Source organism: Flavobacterium piscinae, from assembly GCF_004122145.1.
Classification (GTDB): Bacteria; Bacteroidota; Bacteroidia; order Flavobacteriales; family Flavobacteriaceae; genus Flavobacterium; species Flavobacterium piscinae.
In genome coordinates, this window is sequence record NZ_SBKQ01000005.1 from 50,038 (window position 1) to 63,935 (window position 13,898).

Annotated in this window: 11 protein-coding genes; 7 read left to right on the top strand and 4 right to left on the bottom strand. The window is 35.7% G+C overall.

Translation table 11 applies throughout. The features are described 5' to 3' along the window. Positions 1-96 precede the first annotated feature (96 nt). The 3 genes from EQG68_RS05745 (at position 97) to EQG68_RS05755 (ending at position 4,253) form a co-directional block, all read left to right on the top strand. Entirely contained in the window at positions 97-1,956 is a 1,860-nt protein-coding gene (locus EQG68_RS05745; RefSeq protein WP_129463838.1) for a M61 family metallopeptidase, read from the top strand. A gap of 244 nt (positions 1,957-2,200) precedes the next feature. Then, entirely contained in the window at positions 2,201-3,505 is a 1,305-nt protein-coding gene (locus tag EQG68_RS05750; protein ID WP_129463839.1) for a DUF819 family protein, read from the top strand. 28 nt (positions 3,506-3,533) lie between these two features. Then, the gene (locus EQG68_RS05755) at positions 3,534-4,253 is read left to right on the top strand and encodes a DUF4369 domain-containing protein (RefSeq protein WP_129463840.1); all 720 of its coding nucleotides are present in this window, start codon (positions 3,534-3,536) and stop codon (positions 4,251-4,253) included. A gap of 31 nt (positions 4,254-4,284) precedes the next feature. On the opposite strand, the gene EQG68_RS05760 is transcribed toward EQG68_RS05755, so the two are convergent. Together EQG68_RS05760 and EQG68_RS15225 are read right to left on the bottom strand one after the other, a co-directional pair. Then, positions 4,285-7,314 (bottom strand): T9SS type B sorting domain-containing protein, encoded by a 3,030-nt coding sequence (locus tag EQG68_RS05760; protein ID WP_129463841.1) that lies wholly within the window; start codon positions 7,312-7,314, stop codon positions 4,285-4,287. Between the two features lie 36 nt (positions 7,315-7,350). Then, the gene (locus EQG68_RS15225) at positions 7,351-9,879 is read right to left on the bottom strand and encodes a T9SS type B sorting domain-containing protein (RefSeq protein WP_129463842.1); all 2,529 of its coding nucleotides are present in this window, start codon (positions 9,877-9,879) and stop codon (positions 7,351-7,353) included. A gap of 257 nt (positions 9,880-10,136) precedes the next feature. Here EQG68_RS15225 and EQG68_RS05770 point away from each other — a divergent pair, with 257 nt between their 5' ends. The 4 genes from EQG68_RS05770 to EQG68_RS05785 are packed head-to-tail and all read left to right on the top strand — an operon-like array spanning position 10,137 to position 12,174. Continuing rightward, entirely contained in the window at positions 10,137-10,550 is a 414-nt protein-coding gene (locus tag EQG68_RS05770; RefSeq protein WP_129463843.1) for a hypothetical protein, read from the top strand. Positions 10,551-10,564: 14 nt separating this feature from the next. Further along, complete coding sequence (locus EQG68_RS05775) at positions 10,565-11,239, top strand: peptidoglycan DD-metalloendopeptidase family protein (RefSeq protein WP_129463844.1); 675 nt, start codon at positions 10,565-10,567, stop codon at positions 11,237-11,239. A gap of 1 nt (position 11,240) precedes the next feature. Further along, entirely contained in the window at positions 11,241-11,720 is a 480-nt protein-coding gene (locus tag EQG68_RS05780; RefSeq protein ID WP_129463845.1) for a hypothetical protein, read from the top strand. Beyond that, entirely contained in the window at positions 11,704-12,174 is a 471-nt protein-coding gene (locus EQG68_RS05785) for a nuclear transport factor 2 family protein (protein ID WP_129463846.1), read from the top strand. Before EQG68_RS05780 ends, EQG68_RS05785 begins: the two co-directional genes overlap by 17 nt. On the opposite strand, the gene EQG68_RS05790 is transcribed toward EQG68_RS05785, so the two are convergent. Both EQG68_RS05790 and EQG68_RS05795 read right to left on the bottom strand, forming a co-directional pair. Further along, the gene (locus EQG68_RS05790; protein WP_129463847.1) at positions 12,164-13,207 is read right to left on the bottom strand and encodes an o-succinylbenzoate synthase; all 1,044 of its coding nucleotides are present in this window, start codon (positions 13,205-13,207) and stop codon (positions 12,164-12,166) included. The two genes, EQG68_RS05785 and EQG68_RS05790, sit on opposite strands and share 11 nt — an antisense overlap. 3 nt (positions 13,208-13,210) lie before the next feature. Continuing rightward, positions 13,211-13,888: a metal-dependent hydrolase gene (locus EQG68_RS05795; RefSeq protein WP_129463848.1), complete on the bottom strand. Its 678-nt coding sequence runs from the start codon at positions 13,886-13,888 to the stop codon at positions 13,211-13,213. Positions 13,889-13,898: the final 10 nt, after the last annotated feature.

A 13,898-nucleotide genomic window follows, 5' to 3' on the forward strand; every position in this document is an offset into this window, starting at 1 on the left:
AGCCTTAACATTAAAATATTTTTTATATAACGGTTTTTTACTGTTATTTGTAACATAATTAGCAGTCACGCTACTTATGATAAAATTTTAACTTTCATGAGAAAATCTTTTTTATCGCTTGTACTCACAAGCAGCTTTTTGTTTTTAAGCGGTGTAATTGCTTTTGCACAAAACAAAAACAATGAAATAGTGGTTGAACTTGATTTAGTGAAAATCAACAACGATCGTGTAGCTGTAAAAATTACACCTCCAAAAATTAAGAACGACGAAACGACTTTTTTTCTACCTAAAATTGTTCCGGGAACCTACTCTGAAGATGATTATGGACGATATGCCGAAAATTTTAAAGCCTTCGACAATAAAGGAAATGAATTGCCTGTTGCTAAAATGGATGAAAATTCATGGGTAATTAAAAACGCTAAAAAGTTGGCTTACGTTTCTTATTTAATCAACGATACGTATGATTCGGAATCCGGAACCCAATTTGGTCAAGGTGATATTTTTTCACCGGCAGGTACCAATATTTTAGAAGGCGAAAATTTTGTAATCAACACGCATGCCTTTATTGGCTACTTTAAAGATTTAAACGAACTTCCTTATCAATTAACCGTAAGCAAACCTTCCCATTTAAATGGTGCTTCTGCCATGGTTGATTTAGATAGTAGTGATGCTGTAGATGTTTTCAAAACTTCTCGTTACGCGGAATTAGCCGATCATCCCATTATGTATACCAAAGGTAAAAGTGCGTCTTTTATGGTGGACAACATGGAAATCATCATCAGTGTTCATTCACCTAAAGGAATGTACACAGCCGAAGATTTTAAACCTGCGATGGAAACGATGATGAAGGCTCAAAAGAAATTTTTGGGTCCAATCAATAACACAAAAAAATATGCCATTTTGTTGTATTTATCTGATTATGAAAAAGAAGATGCAAAAGGTTTTGGAGCTTTAGAGCACAACACCTCAACCGTAGTTGTTTTTCCGGAGGCAATGCCGGCAGATCAACTGAACCAAAGCATGATTGATGTAGTTTCTCACGAATTCTTTCACATCGTAACTCCATTGAGTGTGCATTCTAAAGAAATTCATTATTTTGATTTTAATACCCCAAAAATGTCACAACATTTATGGATGTATGAAGGAATTACTGAGTATTTTGCCAACTTATTTCAGGTCAATCAAGGCTTAATTGATGAATCAGAATTTTATCAGCGAATGGCCGGAAAAATTACTAATTCTCAACGTTTTGATGACACCATGCCATTTACTAAAATGAGTGCGGAAGTCTTGAAAAAAGAATACAAAGATGCTTATTTAAATGTTTATGAAAAAGGGGCTTTGATAGCCATGTGCCTGGATATTGAACTACGTGAATTGAGCAATGGTCAACGTGGAATTTTAGACTTAATGCAAAAACTTTCAAAAGAATACGGTAACGAAAAACCTTTTGAAGACAGTGAATTATTTGACAAGATTGTTTCAGTAACCTTTCCTGAAATCAGAACATTTTTAGAAACGTACGTGTCGGGAAACACACCGTTGAACTATGAAGAATTTTTCGGAAAAGTAGGCGTAAGCAAAACCAAAGTGCAAATTCCGGGTAATATTTTCTTAAAAGGTCAAGTGCCCTATATTACAGTAAACCCAACTACCAAAGAAATTATCATTCTCCCCGGAATCGAATTGAATGATTTTATGAAATCAATGGGCTTGCAAGGTGGCGACATTATTGTGTCAATTAATGACACCAAATACAACCTTGACAACATTTATGATATGATCATCGGAAGTATGTCATGGCAGGAAAATGACCCAATAACTTTTGTAATTAAAAGAGAAGATAAAGAACTTACCTTGAAAGGAAACGTTAAAGTTCCAATGGACGAGATTGATGGTTACCAAGCCACAGACGAATCTAAAAAAGCACTTCGCGAAGCGTGGCTAAAAGGTTAAAATTAAAAAATAAATTATAGAAATCCCTGAAACGTTCGATTCAGGGATTTTTTTTTATTAATAATAAAAAAGAACACTGATTATAAAAATTTGAGAAATTATAGAAATATTAAATTTTGTAAATTTTATAAATTTTTATAATCTGTGTTCTAATAATTCAATTCGTGGCTCATTTTTAGAACTTACTCAAAAAAACACCAAAGAATTTTTAAAAAATCCCTATTTTGCAACCAAATTTCAACGAATGAAAAACGCACCGTACATTACAGACGACACCATCGTTTTTGGATTATTACTATTTTTGTTAGCATTTGTTTTTTATACCTCTTCCATCAAAGAAGGTTTTTGGAAAAAATTCTACGTTATTTTCCCGTCTTTGTTAATGTGTTATTTACTTCCCTCTGTGTTTAGTTCGCTAAATATTATTTCACCTGAATGGAGTGAAATAGGTGAAAATGGTGAAACAATCACTAAAAAATCATCCATTTATTTTGTAGCCAGTCGTTATTTATTGCCGGCTGCTTTGGTTTTAATGACATTAAGTATCGACTTAAAAGCCATGTTTAAATTAGGTCCAAAAGCATTAATCATGTTTTTCACCGGAACAATTGGTGTTGTTTTAGGCGGACCAATAGCAATACTCATTGTATCCCTCTTTTCTCCCGAAACCGTTGGAGGAGCAGGTTTTGATGCTGTATGGCGTGGTCTCTCCACCTTAGCAGGAAGTTGGATTGGCGGTGGTGCTAACCAAGCAGCAATGTTAGAGGTGTTTAAGTATAATCAAGAAAAATATGGTGCCATGGTGTTAGTAGACATTGTAGTGGCCAATATTTGGATGGCCGTTCTTCTTTTCGGAATTGGTCGAAAAGAAAAAATTGATAATTGGTTAAAAGCCGATAACAGTTCCATTGAAGAACTAAAAAATAAAGTGTCAAACTACGCCGCAAGCGTAACAAGAAACCCAAGTTTAACCGATTTGATGATTATTTTGGGAATCGCTTTCACAGCAGTCGGATTATCACATTGGGGAAGTAACACTATTTCAGGTGTTCTAAAGGCAAATTTCGAAGCCGTAAACGACCCTACTAGTTTTGTCTCCACATTTGGAGACCGCTTCTTTTGGATGGTAACTTTTGCCACTGCACTTGGTATCATTTTCTCCTACACCAAACTCAAAGAATACGAAGGAGCCGGTGCCAGTAAGATTGGAAGTGTTTTCATCTATATCTTAGTCGCTTCCATCGGAATGAAAATGGATTTAGGCTCTGTTCTCAGCAATCCCGGACTATTAATTGTAGGTTTGATTTGGATGACAATTCACGTACTTTTACTTGTCATTGTCGGAAAAATAATCAAAGCTCCTTTTTTCTTCCTCGCTGTGGGAAGTAAGGCTAATATTGGTGGAGCAGCTTCGGCACCCATTATTGCCTCGGCATTTCATCCCTCCTTAGCCAGTGTGGGTGTTCTTTTAGCCGTTTTTGGTTACGTAGTTGGCACTTATGGTGCTTTGCTCTGTGCTTATCTCATGGAAATTTCCGCACCCATTTAATAAATTAATAAAATCAGAATCACTAAAAATGAAAAAAACCGTATTGCTTTTCGTAGCATTCAGTCTGTTTATCGCTTGTAAAAAAGAAGAAACCAAAAGCGATGCTAACCTCCACATTACAGGAAATGTAAAAGGAATAAAACAAGGAAAATTATATATTCAAATGCTCCAAGATTCCACATTAGTAGTAATGGATTCCATTATTTTTGATGGAAAATCAACCTTTGAAAGCCATTTAAAAATCGATTCACCCGAAATGCTTTACTTATTTTTAGACCGTGGACAGACGAATTCGTTAGATAATAACTTAGTAGTTTTTGCCGAACATGGAGACCTATCCATCGAGACTTCTTTGGAGACTTTCTATGGTAATGCCCAAATAAAAGGGTCAAAAAATCACGAACTTTTTCAAGACTTCCTAAAAATTAACTCTCGATTTAACAATGAACAATTATTGTTATTAGAAAAAGAAATCAAAGCAAAACAAGAAAACAATCAAGCCAGTTTAGACAGTATTCAAGTGGAAAATGAAAAACTAATCAAAAGAAAATACTTGTATTCTATCAACTTTGCATTAAACCAAAAAGAATACGAAGTGAGTCCTTACATTGCTTTGTCTGAAATACACGATGCCCAATTGAAATATTTAGATACGATTCATAATTCGATGTCGCCCAAAGTAGCAAAATCCAAATATGGAAAAATGCTGACAAAATATATTGATGAAAGGAGAAAAGAAGAGAATTAATCTAATGGATTAACAACATAACTAGTTGAATTTATCGCTTTAAACTAAAATGCGATTTAAAAGTCTTAGGTACTCCATTTTCTGCGAAATCAATCGTAAACCAATAGTCACTTGAAAAAACCGGTTGTCCATTGTATGTGCCATCCCAGCCTGTTCCTAAAGGACTGATTTGCTTGATCAATTTACCATAACGATCAAAAATATAAATTAGGGATGTGCCATCAACTCCGGAAATATTCCATGTGTCGTTTAATCCGTCACCATTGGGAGTAAAAAACTTCGGATAATTTATAATGGTGGCGGTTTCGGTTAAATTCGTACATGAACTGTCATCCACTACTGTAATTGTATGAAAACCGGGGGCTACATTGGTAAACACATTTGACGTTTGAAAGCCAAAATCATCCAATTGATAATAAAACGGTCCTTCACCACCCACAACAGTTACAGTAATGGTTGGATTTTCACTAAATGCTTCCGATTGTTCTATCAATAAGCTTTCACCTAAAACAGATTCAACTACCAAAGCCGTTTCTAGAGGAGACACACACCCCGAAATGAGGTTTGTTACCACCACACCGTATTCTCCAATTTGATTTGCTTCATATGTACTGTCATTTGCCATTGGAATCAAATTATTTTCAAAATACCAAACAAAACTGTGAGTAGAAATATCCAATCCGGAATCTAATAAATAAGGTTGAGCGGCCGTATTTCCTGACAATAGACAAATAGCTCCATCTGTTAAAGTTGGAGTTGGAATGGCATACACATTCACAACAATAATAATCGGACTACCGGCACAACCGTTATTAAAAGGAGTCACAGTATAGGTAACTGTTCCATCGTTTGTAGCTGAAAGCAATTGATTAATTTGGTCACCGCTATCGGAAGTTGCACCTGCAACACCATTTTGGTTTACAGTCCAAGAGAATGTGGTTCCTGTTAAATTTGAAGAAAGCAAAATTGCTATGGTTTCCCCGGAACAATAGTCTATATTTCCGCTAAAAGTTGCAACTGGTACAGGATTTATCGTAATTGTTTCAACATCATTTATTGTTTGAAAGCAAAACGGACTTTGTACTAATTCAACACTCACTAACTGATATACGGTTGTTGAATTAATAGCTGAAGTGGTTATTACTGCAGTTCCACTCGCATCCAAATCAATGGTTTGATTGACTCCACTGTTCTCATTATAAGTAACTTGCGAGTTTGGGGTGCCGGTAAAAGTTAAAGTTACTGTGTCGCCTGCACAAACAGAGGTTGTATTAACAGAAAGCGTGGCTGTTGGTGATTGAACAACTGTAAAAGTTGTCGATTGATTGATTGACTGTGAACAACCATTTATACCAATCGTTTCCACATCTGTAAGCGTAACAACTGTGGTAGTGGTAATGTTGGAAATTGTTACAGTTCGTTCACCAATGGCATTTAAAACGATGGATTGAATTGGACCACTATTTACTTCATAATAAACTATTGCATTTGGGGTTCCAACAAATTGGATCGTTCCATTAGCTCCTGAGCAAAGTGATTGACCACCAGATATAGTAGCAGTTGGCGGTTGATTAACGGTAATGGTAACTGAATCTGAAACCAATTGATTACAACTGGCTGAAACTGGTGAAGCTACACTAACTATACTATAAGTAATCGGTGTATTCAAAACCGGTGTCGTTAGACTCGCTGTACCACTTCCATTCAAAGTAATGAATTGGTCAGAACCACCCTCTATGGTGTAGGTTACTTCAGCATTTGGTGTTCCATTAAATGTAACATTTGTACTATTTCCGGAACATATTGGCGTTGTTGCAGAAATGGTTGCTGTAGCCAAAGGGACAATAGTTAAAGAGACCGGCGTTCGGGTATCACTAACACAATTTGAACTTAAGTCAAAGGTTTCAGCATAAAAAATTCCGGCCGCAGTGGGTATAAACGTAGTAGAATTTGAAAGTAACAAATTTCCTCCAGATGGGGAATCATACCAATTGACACCTGAACCAGCATTGGCAGTTACCGAAAGTGTGGGAAATGGATCGCTGCCACAAATTTCGAAATTGCCATCACTTACAGCAACTGCAGGTGAATTTTGAAACGAAACGGTAAAAACGTTTGAAATTGTAGAGCAAAAACTATTGTTCAAATTGGCAGCATCTTGTGCCACTTTCGTTCTAATGTAAGTGGCAGAACTGATAGCAGAAGCGGTATATGTCGAAGATGTTTCTCCGGAAATATCAGTCCAGGTTGTTCCATCATTACTGGATTGCCATTGATAAAAATGAGGCAAAACTCCCGTTGTAGCAGCTTGAAAAGTTAAAGACAATGGTATTTCATTCGAACATGCTTGATAAGTTTGTCCGGTTAAAGGTGGACTCGTAACTGTGGTCAATTCGCCACAGGCTCTAAATTCAATATCATCTATGGCTAGGTCATTTCCGCAACCACCTACTCCATTGTTCTTCATTTTTAAAACAACTGAGGTTTCACTTCCTGTTGTAAATACAAGTGCAAACTGTTGCCAAAGCGGTGAAGCAGTTCCCATGATATTTCCGGTATCTCCGGATCCAAGAAGTACCGTTTCGGTATCATTCCAAATTTCAAATCGTACATTTATCGGAATTTCACTTGCACCACAAAAACCCGAACCGGGATTGTATACATTCATTACCCAAGCGGAAAACTCAAAAGTGGTATTTATACATAATCCGGTGACAATGCGTTTGTAAAAATCTCCAGTTGTGCTGGCATTAGCGTTTACAATTAATGCTTTCCCATTTACTCCATTTGTTGCATCCGGAGTATGATCAAGCGAATAATGCCATGTACTGTAAAGATTAGTTCTGTAATAAAGTGTATAACTACCATCGTTTGGATTTCCTACCACAAAATTGTAATTTGTGGTTCCGGTAGGTAAAGCAGGACCGTAGTTGGTACCGTTTCCAAAATTTTCAGTAAAAATAGGCTCTCCTTTACTCCCAGTACAAAACCCTAATTGGGCATAGCTTTTATAGGAACAAAAGGAAAGTAGAAAAAAAAATAATGTTGCGAATCGATTCATTTATGAATATTCAGGATGACAATGGCTTGGAATTTTTTAGTAAGGTTTATTGATATAAATCCAACCGGTTTTTGTTTCAAGATCATCAAAGTTGATTACGTAATAGTAAGTGCCATCCGGTAATTCATTTCCTTTGTTACATTGTCCAAACCATTCATTAGTGTAATTGGCTTTTTTGTATACTGAAACACCATAGCGGTTAAAAATTTGTAATTCTGTTACATTGTAGGAAGATAGGTCAAAACTGTCATTGAGTCCATCATGATTGGGTGAAATACCTTTTTGTATAACACAAAGCGTACTCAAGACATCTACCATCTGTTCCTCACTACAACCATTTTGCGTGACTATTAATCTGTAAATTCCTGCTGAAGAAATAGTGATTGAATCACTGTTTCCAATTTGAACGGACGAAGAATTAAACCATGCATAAGAAGTTGTGGCATCGGCTGATTCAATAATTGAATTTAACATATAAACAGAACCTTCACATCCTTGCGAAATAGTAAACTGTGGAATAGGATTAACCGTAATAACTAGTTCAATATTTCCAATAGCACATTGTCCTGGATCAGGAGTAAACTGATAGGTAGTAGTTTGTGTATTATTAAGTTCCGGTGTCCAAAATCCTGTAACTCCATTTTGAGATGTCGTTGGCAATGCATTTAATTCGTCACCCAAACATATAGGACTAACCGATTCAAAAACCGGGGTTATGAGAGGAGATACTACAAACGTTAAGGTTGGACTGGATATACACGCAGTTTGATCATCAGGAGTAAATGTATAGGTAGTAGTGGTTGTATTATCCACCAACTCCGGGAACCAACTTCCGGCTATTCCGTTTAATGATACAAGCGGTAATTCCGCTAAAACATCTCCTGAACAAATTGGTCCAACGGGATCAAATTCTGGAATAACCTGAGGATTCACAGTTATGGTAACACTTTTTTCGTAAACACAGGTAAGTGTTTCTACAAGAGAAATATCATCTAAAGCAAAATCATTTCCATTATTAGCAAATTCTAAGTTAAAAATACAAATTGAAGCAGTTGTGGCAGCTCCGGAATTCCATGTAAAGGAATGCAAAGTCCAAAGACAGGTTACTGAAGGTGCATCTAATGTTTCTGTTAAAGTTACACCATTTATCTGTACTTGCATGATGGCAGGATTTTCAGGAGCTACAGAAGCAATATAATAGGAAAAAGTATAATCTGTATTAGGTTCAACATTAATCAGGTTTTCATTACACCAAACGCGTATAGTTCCGGTTGGATCGGTAGAACCATCAAACACAATTAAATTCCCGTCTCCGGTGGTATGATCCCCACACGAAGCAAATGGACTAAACCAAGAATTTGGATTCTGAACTATATCATAGGAGGATTGAACTCCAAAAGGATTGGGATCAGGAACTTGACTGTAGTCAGTTATAAATCCAACATTACCTTGGGTAAAATCACCATTAAAAACAAGATTAGTTGTCGACGATTCTTCACCGGAAATAACTGTATACGTAGTGGTTACTAATGGACTTACCGTTAACGTAGACGCGTTTGGATTGATAAGGGAACTATCTTCAGGATTTGCCGTCCAAGTAAACGAACCCACACCTCCACTAACTGATAATTCAGTTGATTCTCCTTCACATATTGTTGCCGGTTCACTGATCACTAAATCATTTGGTGCAACTAAAACAATGGTCTCAACAGTAAATTCCTCTCCATTATTATCGATTACAGAAACACTGTATGTGCCTGTTGGAAGGTCAGAAAATATTCCATTTGAATTGGATTGCGTTACAGTACCTGTTAAATTAAAACTTCCATACGGCAAAGAACCTCCCGTTACCGTTACACTAATTGAACCATCGGTGGAAGTAGGACAATTAGGGTTTGTAGTGGCTATTGACCCCTCTAAAGGTAGTGACCCTTCTTCGATAACAAAATCATCAACAGCAAAATCGTTACCTAATGCACCTCCATTAAGTGTTCGTAATCTAACCAAAATAGCCGGAGCTGTAGCAACAAACGAATAACTTACTTTTTGCCATCCTTCTTCCGGTAAGGGTGCCAACTTATTGAGAACAGCCGGACTGATATTATTCACACCAACAAAAAAAACACCAATATTTGAACGTGATTCATCTGATGTAACCTCGTTTGAAACCGACTTTATCCAATAGCTGAACACATAACTAGTCCCTACTGTAAATCCTCCTATCGCCCCACCGGTATCGCTGGTTGTCCAAAAGAAACCGCCCGGCGAAATAGCACCATCAAAAACTAACATATTTCCTGTACCGGTGGTATGATCTCCACCAGAAATATAATTAGTATTCATTAAGTTTGGATTCGTTGTACGAGCATATTGACCGGGATTACTAACGCCATTTAATGGGTTAATTAATGTATAATTATTAACAAGAAAACCAACACCACTTCCTCCTGTTTCAAAATCTCCATTGTTTAATAAATTTTGTGCAGTAAGAGTTGTCCCTACCGTCATAACTGAGATGCACATGAAAACAATTGATTGAACAAAAAAAGGCGTTTGTATTTTCATAATTATAGTTTTTTTGATATTTATAAAAATAGTTCATAAAAATTAAGAAATTAAAATTTACAGATTATAAAAACTATACAATTCATAATTCACATCAAAATTTAGGCAAGTGTATAATAACAGTTACTCTTCTATACTTAATCTAAAAAAAATAAGCCCTTTTTATTCTTTTGATGTGGTAATGTATAGTATAGTTAAGTGTATATGCTTAACTTTTTTTTAATAAATTTGAACAATAACCAATAAACTAATAAATTATGAACCCAATTCTAAAAAATATTTTGGCAGTTGTACTAGGAATTGTGATTGGCAGTATTGTCAACATGTGTCTAATTTTAATTAGCAGTTCAATCATTCCACCGCCTGAAGGAGCAGACATAACCACGACAGAAGGTCTCAAAGCATCCATTCATTTATTTAAACCTGTCAATTTTATTTTTCCTTTCTTAGCCCATGCCTTGGGAACATTAGTGGGAGCTTTTGTAGCAGCTAAAATGGCCACAAATCGCAAGATGAAATTTTCCTATGGAATAGGTTTTTTTTTCCTTTTGGGTGGAATTGCCAATATAATGATGATTCCGGCTCCCATGTGGTTTAATGTAACCGATTTAATTTTAGCCTATCTACCAATGGCCTATTTAGGTGGTAAATTTGCTTTAAAAGCTCAATAAATAAAAATCCATCTATGAATTCCTTTGAAGAACTTCTTTTCAGTCAAGAAGACTGTTATGTTATTGATAAAAAATTGCCTTACAAGCAGTATGTCCCTCTTGATTTATCGGTTCACTCAAAAACTTTATTAAATAGAAAATTAGTAACTTCTTTGGATTATGAGGCTTTTTTGGAAGATTATTTAAATCAAAAAGAAGCAAGAGTAGCCTATGGTGGTTATTTAGAAAAAAGAAATTTATACCAACGAAGTACAATTTTCAATAATACCAAAACAGAAGAACGCAATATTCACATTGGCTTAGATTTGTGGGTAAAAGCAGGAACTCCGGTTTTAGCCGCTTTAGATGGTGTTATTCACAGCTTTCAAAATAATGCAGCACTTGGCGACTATGGTCCTACTATCATTCTGAAGCATACGTTAAATAATTGTGAATTTTATACGCTATACGGTCATCTTTCGTTAGAAAGTATAGCTTTGCTAAAAATTAATCAATCATTCAAAAAGGGTGATGAAATTGCACAATTAGGCGATGCAAATGTAAATGGTGATTATGCCCCTCATTTACATTTTCAAATCATCAAAGATCTTGAAGGGTTTTATGGTGATTATCCGGGTGTGTGCAGTGAAAAAGAGTTGAATAAGTACAAAAACAATTGTCCTAACCCCGCTTTGCTTTTAAAAATTTAAAATGAAAAAAGTCGCCTTAATTTGCTGTTTAACGTTTTTAATAAGCTGTAAATCGGGCAAAACTTCATCTACTTCTGCCACAGCTGGAAACAAACCTGAATTTATAAAGCTTCCCTTAAGTGAAGTTAGTTCAATAAAAAAAAATCGAGCTTATGAGTTAGGCAAACGCGTTTTGATGACTTGTAACACCTCCTTTTTTAAACCCTTTACTAAAGAAGAAGCAACTGAGGAAGTCTTGAAAAAAATTAACAAAGAAAAGATTTCCATGACTTGCCAAAACATCCTCCGAGTATTTGGTCAATTTAATGATATGCAATTAGTTGAAGTGCTTCGGTTTGATGAAAACCAAACCACTCTTTTCCGATACAAATGCGATTACGAAAAAAAATATAAAACTAAAGAACTCCAAGTTACAATTAACGACGAAAACAAAATTACTGCCATTACAACAAAAGACTGGAAAGATGCATACCTCCCATAATCTAATTTTAAAATTTTACGACTCATTTAGCAAGCTTGATGCGGATAATATGATTAGCTGTTATCACCCCAAAGTTACATTCAAAGATCCGGCATTCGGAAATTTAAATTATCAAGAAGTTTGTACGATGTGGAGAATGCTTATTGAGAAAAGCAACGGAAATCTAACTATTGAATTTTCAAATATTAAAGTTACAAAAAAAAGTGGTAAAGCCAAGTGGATTGCTACCTATACGTTCAGCCAAACCAATCGGAAAGTTAAAAACATAATTCAAGCAAAATTCAAATTTAAAGATGGTCTTATCATCAGTCATAACGATTCGTTTAATTTTTGGTTTTGGAGTGGAATGGCCTTGGGATGGAAAGGTTATCTTTTAGGTTGGACTCCCTTTTTTAGAAATAAAGTTCGACAACAAGCCAATTTGTCATTAAAAAAATACATGACTAAAAATTAATTGCTCTTGTGTTCCAACTAACTGATGGATCATACTGTATACTTCCGTTAATAATAGTTAACGGACAATTAAAATTATTTGAATAAAGGCCACCTGTACCCAAGCCTTGAGGCAAAGGATTCTGTAAGGTGAAAGTCCATTGTGAAATTGCATTCAATCCAATATTACTTTCCAACGCAGAAGTAATCCACCAACCGATTTGAAAATCATCGGCAATGGAAATCCATTCCTTAGTTCCGGTAAATCCTCCTACTAAACTCGGTTTTAAAATAATGTATTGAGGTTTAATCCGTTCCAGTAATTTACGCTTTTTTTCAATTGAAAAAACGCCAATCAATTCTTCATCTAACGCAATAGGAATCGGTGTTTTTAGACATAATTCCATCATTTTATCAGACTGATTTTGAGCAATGGGCTGTTCAATACTATGTATTTGATATTCAGCTAATTGATTAAGTCTTTTTAAAGCTTCTTTAGGATTAAAAGCCCCATTGGCATCTACTCTTATTTCAACGGAATTCGCATCAAAATGTTGTCTAATAAATCGCAATAAACCCAATTCCTTTTCAAAATTTATTGCACCTATTTTCAATTTTACACAGCGAAAACCTTGAGCTAATTTTTCTTCAATTTGGGCTTTCATATATGATTCTTCTCCCATCCAAACCAGACCATTTATTTCCATATCTTTTTGTCCGGAAGTAAATGCAGAAGGAAATAATTCAAACGGATTTTTACTTTCCAGCGAAAGAAAAGCCGTTTCAAGCCCAAATTGAATAGAAGGAAATTCCGTTAAACGTTCCCAAAGTTCATCAATACCCAAATGAATATGTTCGCATACCCACTTCAGTTTTTCTTCATAATCCGGTCGGTCGTCAATGCTCAATGTTCGCAAAATACCGCACTCACCTATTCCTTTTTTACCGTCCTTTTCTAAGATGATAAACCAAGTTTCTTTTTGGGTCAAAACGCCTCTGGAAGTACCGGAAGGTCTTTTAAAATTTAAAATATATTTTTGATACGTGGCTTTCACTGATTACAGCTCAATTAAATCGCCAATTTCTAATAACATAAGGTCTTTTCCGCTGTTAAAGAATTTTTTGATCGCTTCAGCGTGGTCAATTTCAATGTATCCGAACGTATCATAGTGAACCCCTAACACCTTATCACATTCCACAAAATCTGCGGCTGTGATGGCATCTTCTACATCCATAGTAAAATTACTTCCAATGGGAAAAATCGCTAAATCCAACTTCGTGCGAAGCGGAATTAACTTCATATCCAAGGTTAATGCCGTATCGCCTGAAATATAAATGTTTTTATGTTCGCTTTCAATCACAAATCCGCCGGGATTACCTCCATAGGTGCCATCGGGAAATGAACTGGAATGAATGGCGTTGACATATTTTACTTTCCCAAAATCAAACTGCCAACTTCCTCCATGATTCATGGGGTGACTCTGAAAGCCTTTGTTTCCATAATACGTGGCAATTTCCCAATTGGAAACTATTACGGCATTGGTTCGTTTTGCAATGGCTTCAACATCCAAAATATGGTCTTGATGAGCATGTGTTAACAAAATAAAATCAGCTTGCAAGGAATGAATATCTATATGAGCTGCTTTGGGATTTCCTGAAATAAAAGGATCTACTAAAATGTGCATTCCGCTCACCTCTATGCCAAGTGAAGCATGACCGTAAAATGTAATTTTCATAGCTGTATTT

What these genes read in the sequence shown, in the direction of transcription:
- EQG68_RS05745 (WP_129463838.1), top strand. Translation starts at nt 97, where the DNA reads ATGAGAAAATCTTTTTTATCGCTTGTACTCACAAGCAGCTTTTTGTTT.
- EQG68_RS05750 (WP_129463839.1), top strand. Translation starts at nt 2,201, where the DNA reads ATGAAAAACGCACCGTACATTACAGACGACACCATCGTTTTTGGATTA.
- EQG68_RS05755 (WP_129463840.1), top strand. Translation starts at nt 3,534, where the DNA reads ATGAAAAAAACCGTATTGCTTTTCGTAGCATTCAGTCTGTTTATCGCT.
- EQG68_RS05760 (WP_129463841.1), bottom strand. Translation starts at nt 7,314, where the DNA reads ATGAATCGATTCGCAACATTATTTTTTTTTCTACTTTCCTTTTGTTCC.
- EQG68_RS15225 (WP_129463842.1), bottom strand. Translation starts at nt 9,879, where the DNA reads ATGAAAATACAAACGCCTTTTTTTGTTCAATCAATTGTTTTCATGTGC.
- EQG68_RS05770 (WP_129463843.1), top strand. Translation starts at nt 10,137, where the DNA reads ATGAACCCAATTCTAAAAAATATTTTGGCAGTTGTACTAGGAATTGTG.
- EQG68_RS05775 (WP_129463844.1), top strand. Translation starts at nt 10,565, where the DNA reads ATGAATTCCTTTGAAGAACTTCTTTTCAGTCAAGAAGACTGTTATGTT.
- EQG68_RS05780 (WP_129463845.1), top strand. Translation starts at nt 11,241, where the DNA reads ATGAAAAAAGTCGCCTTAATTTGCTGTTTAACGTTTTTAATAAGCTGT.
- EQG68_RS05785 (WP_129463846.1), top strand. Translation starts at nt 11,704, where the DNA reads ATGCATACCTCCCATAATCTAATTTTAAAATTTTACGACTCATTTAGC.
- EQG68_RS05795 (WP_129463848.1), bottom strand. Translation starts at nt 13,888, where the DNA reads ATGAAAATTACATTTTACGGTCATGCTTCACTTGGCATAGAGGTGAGC.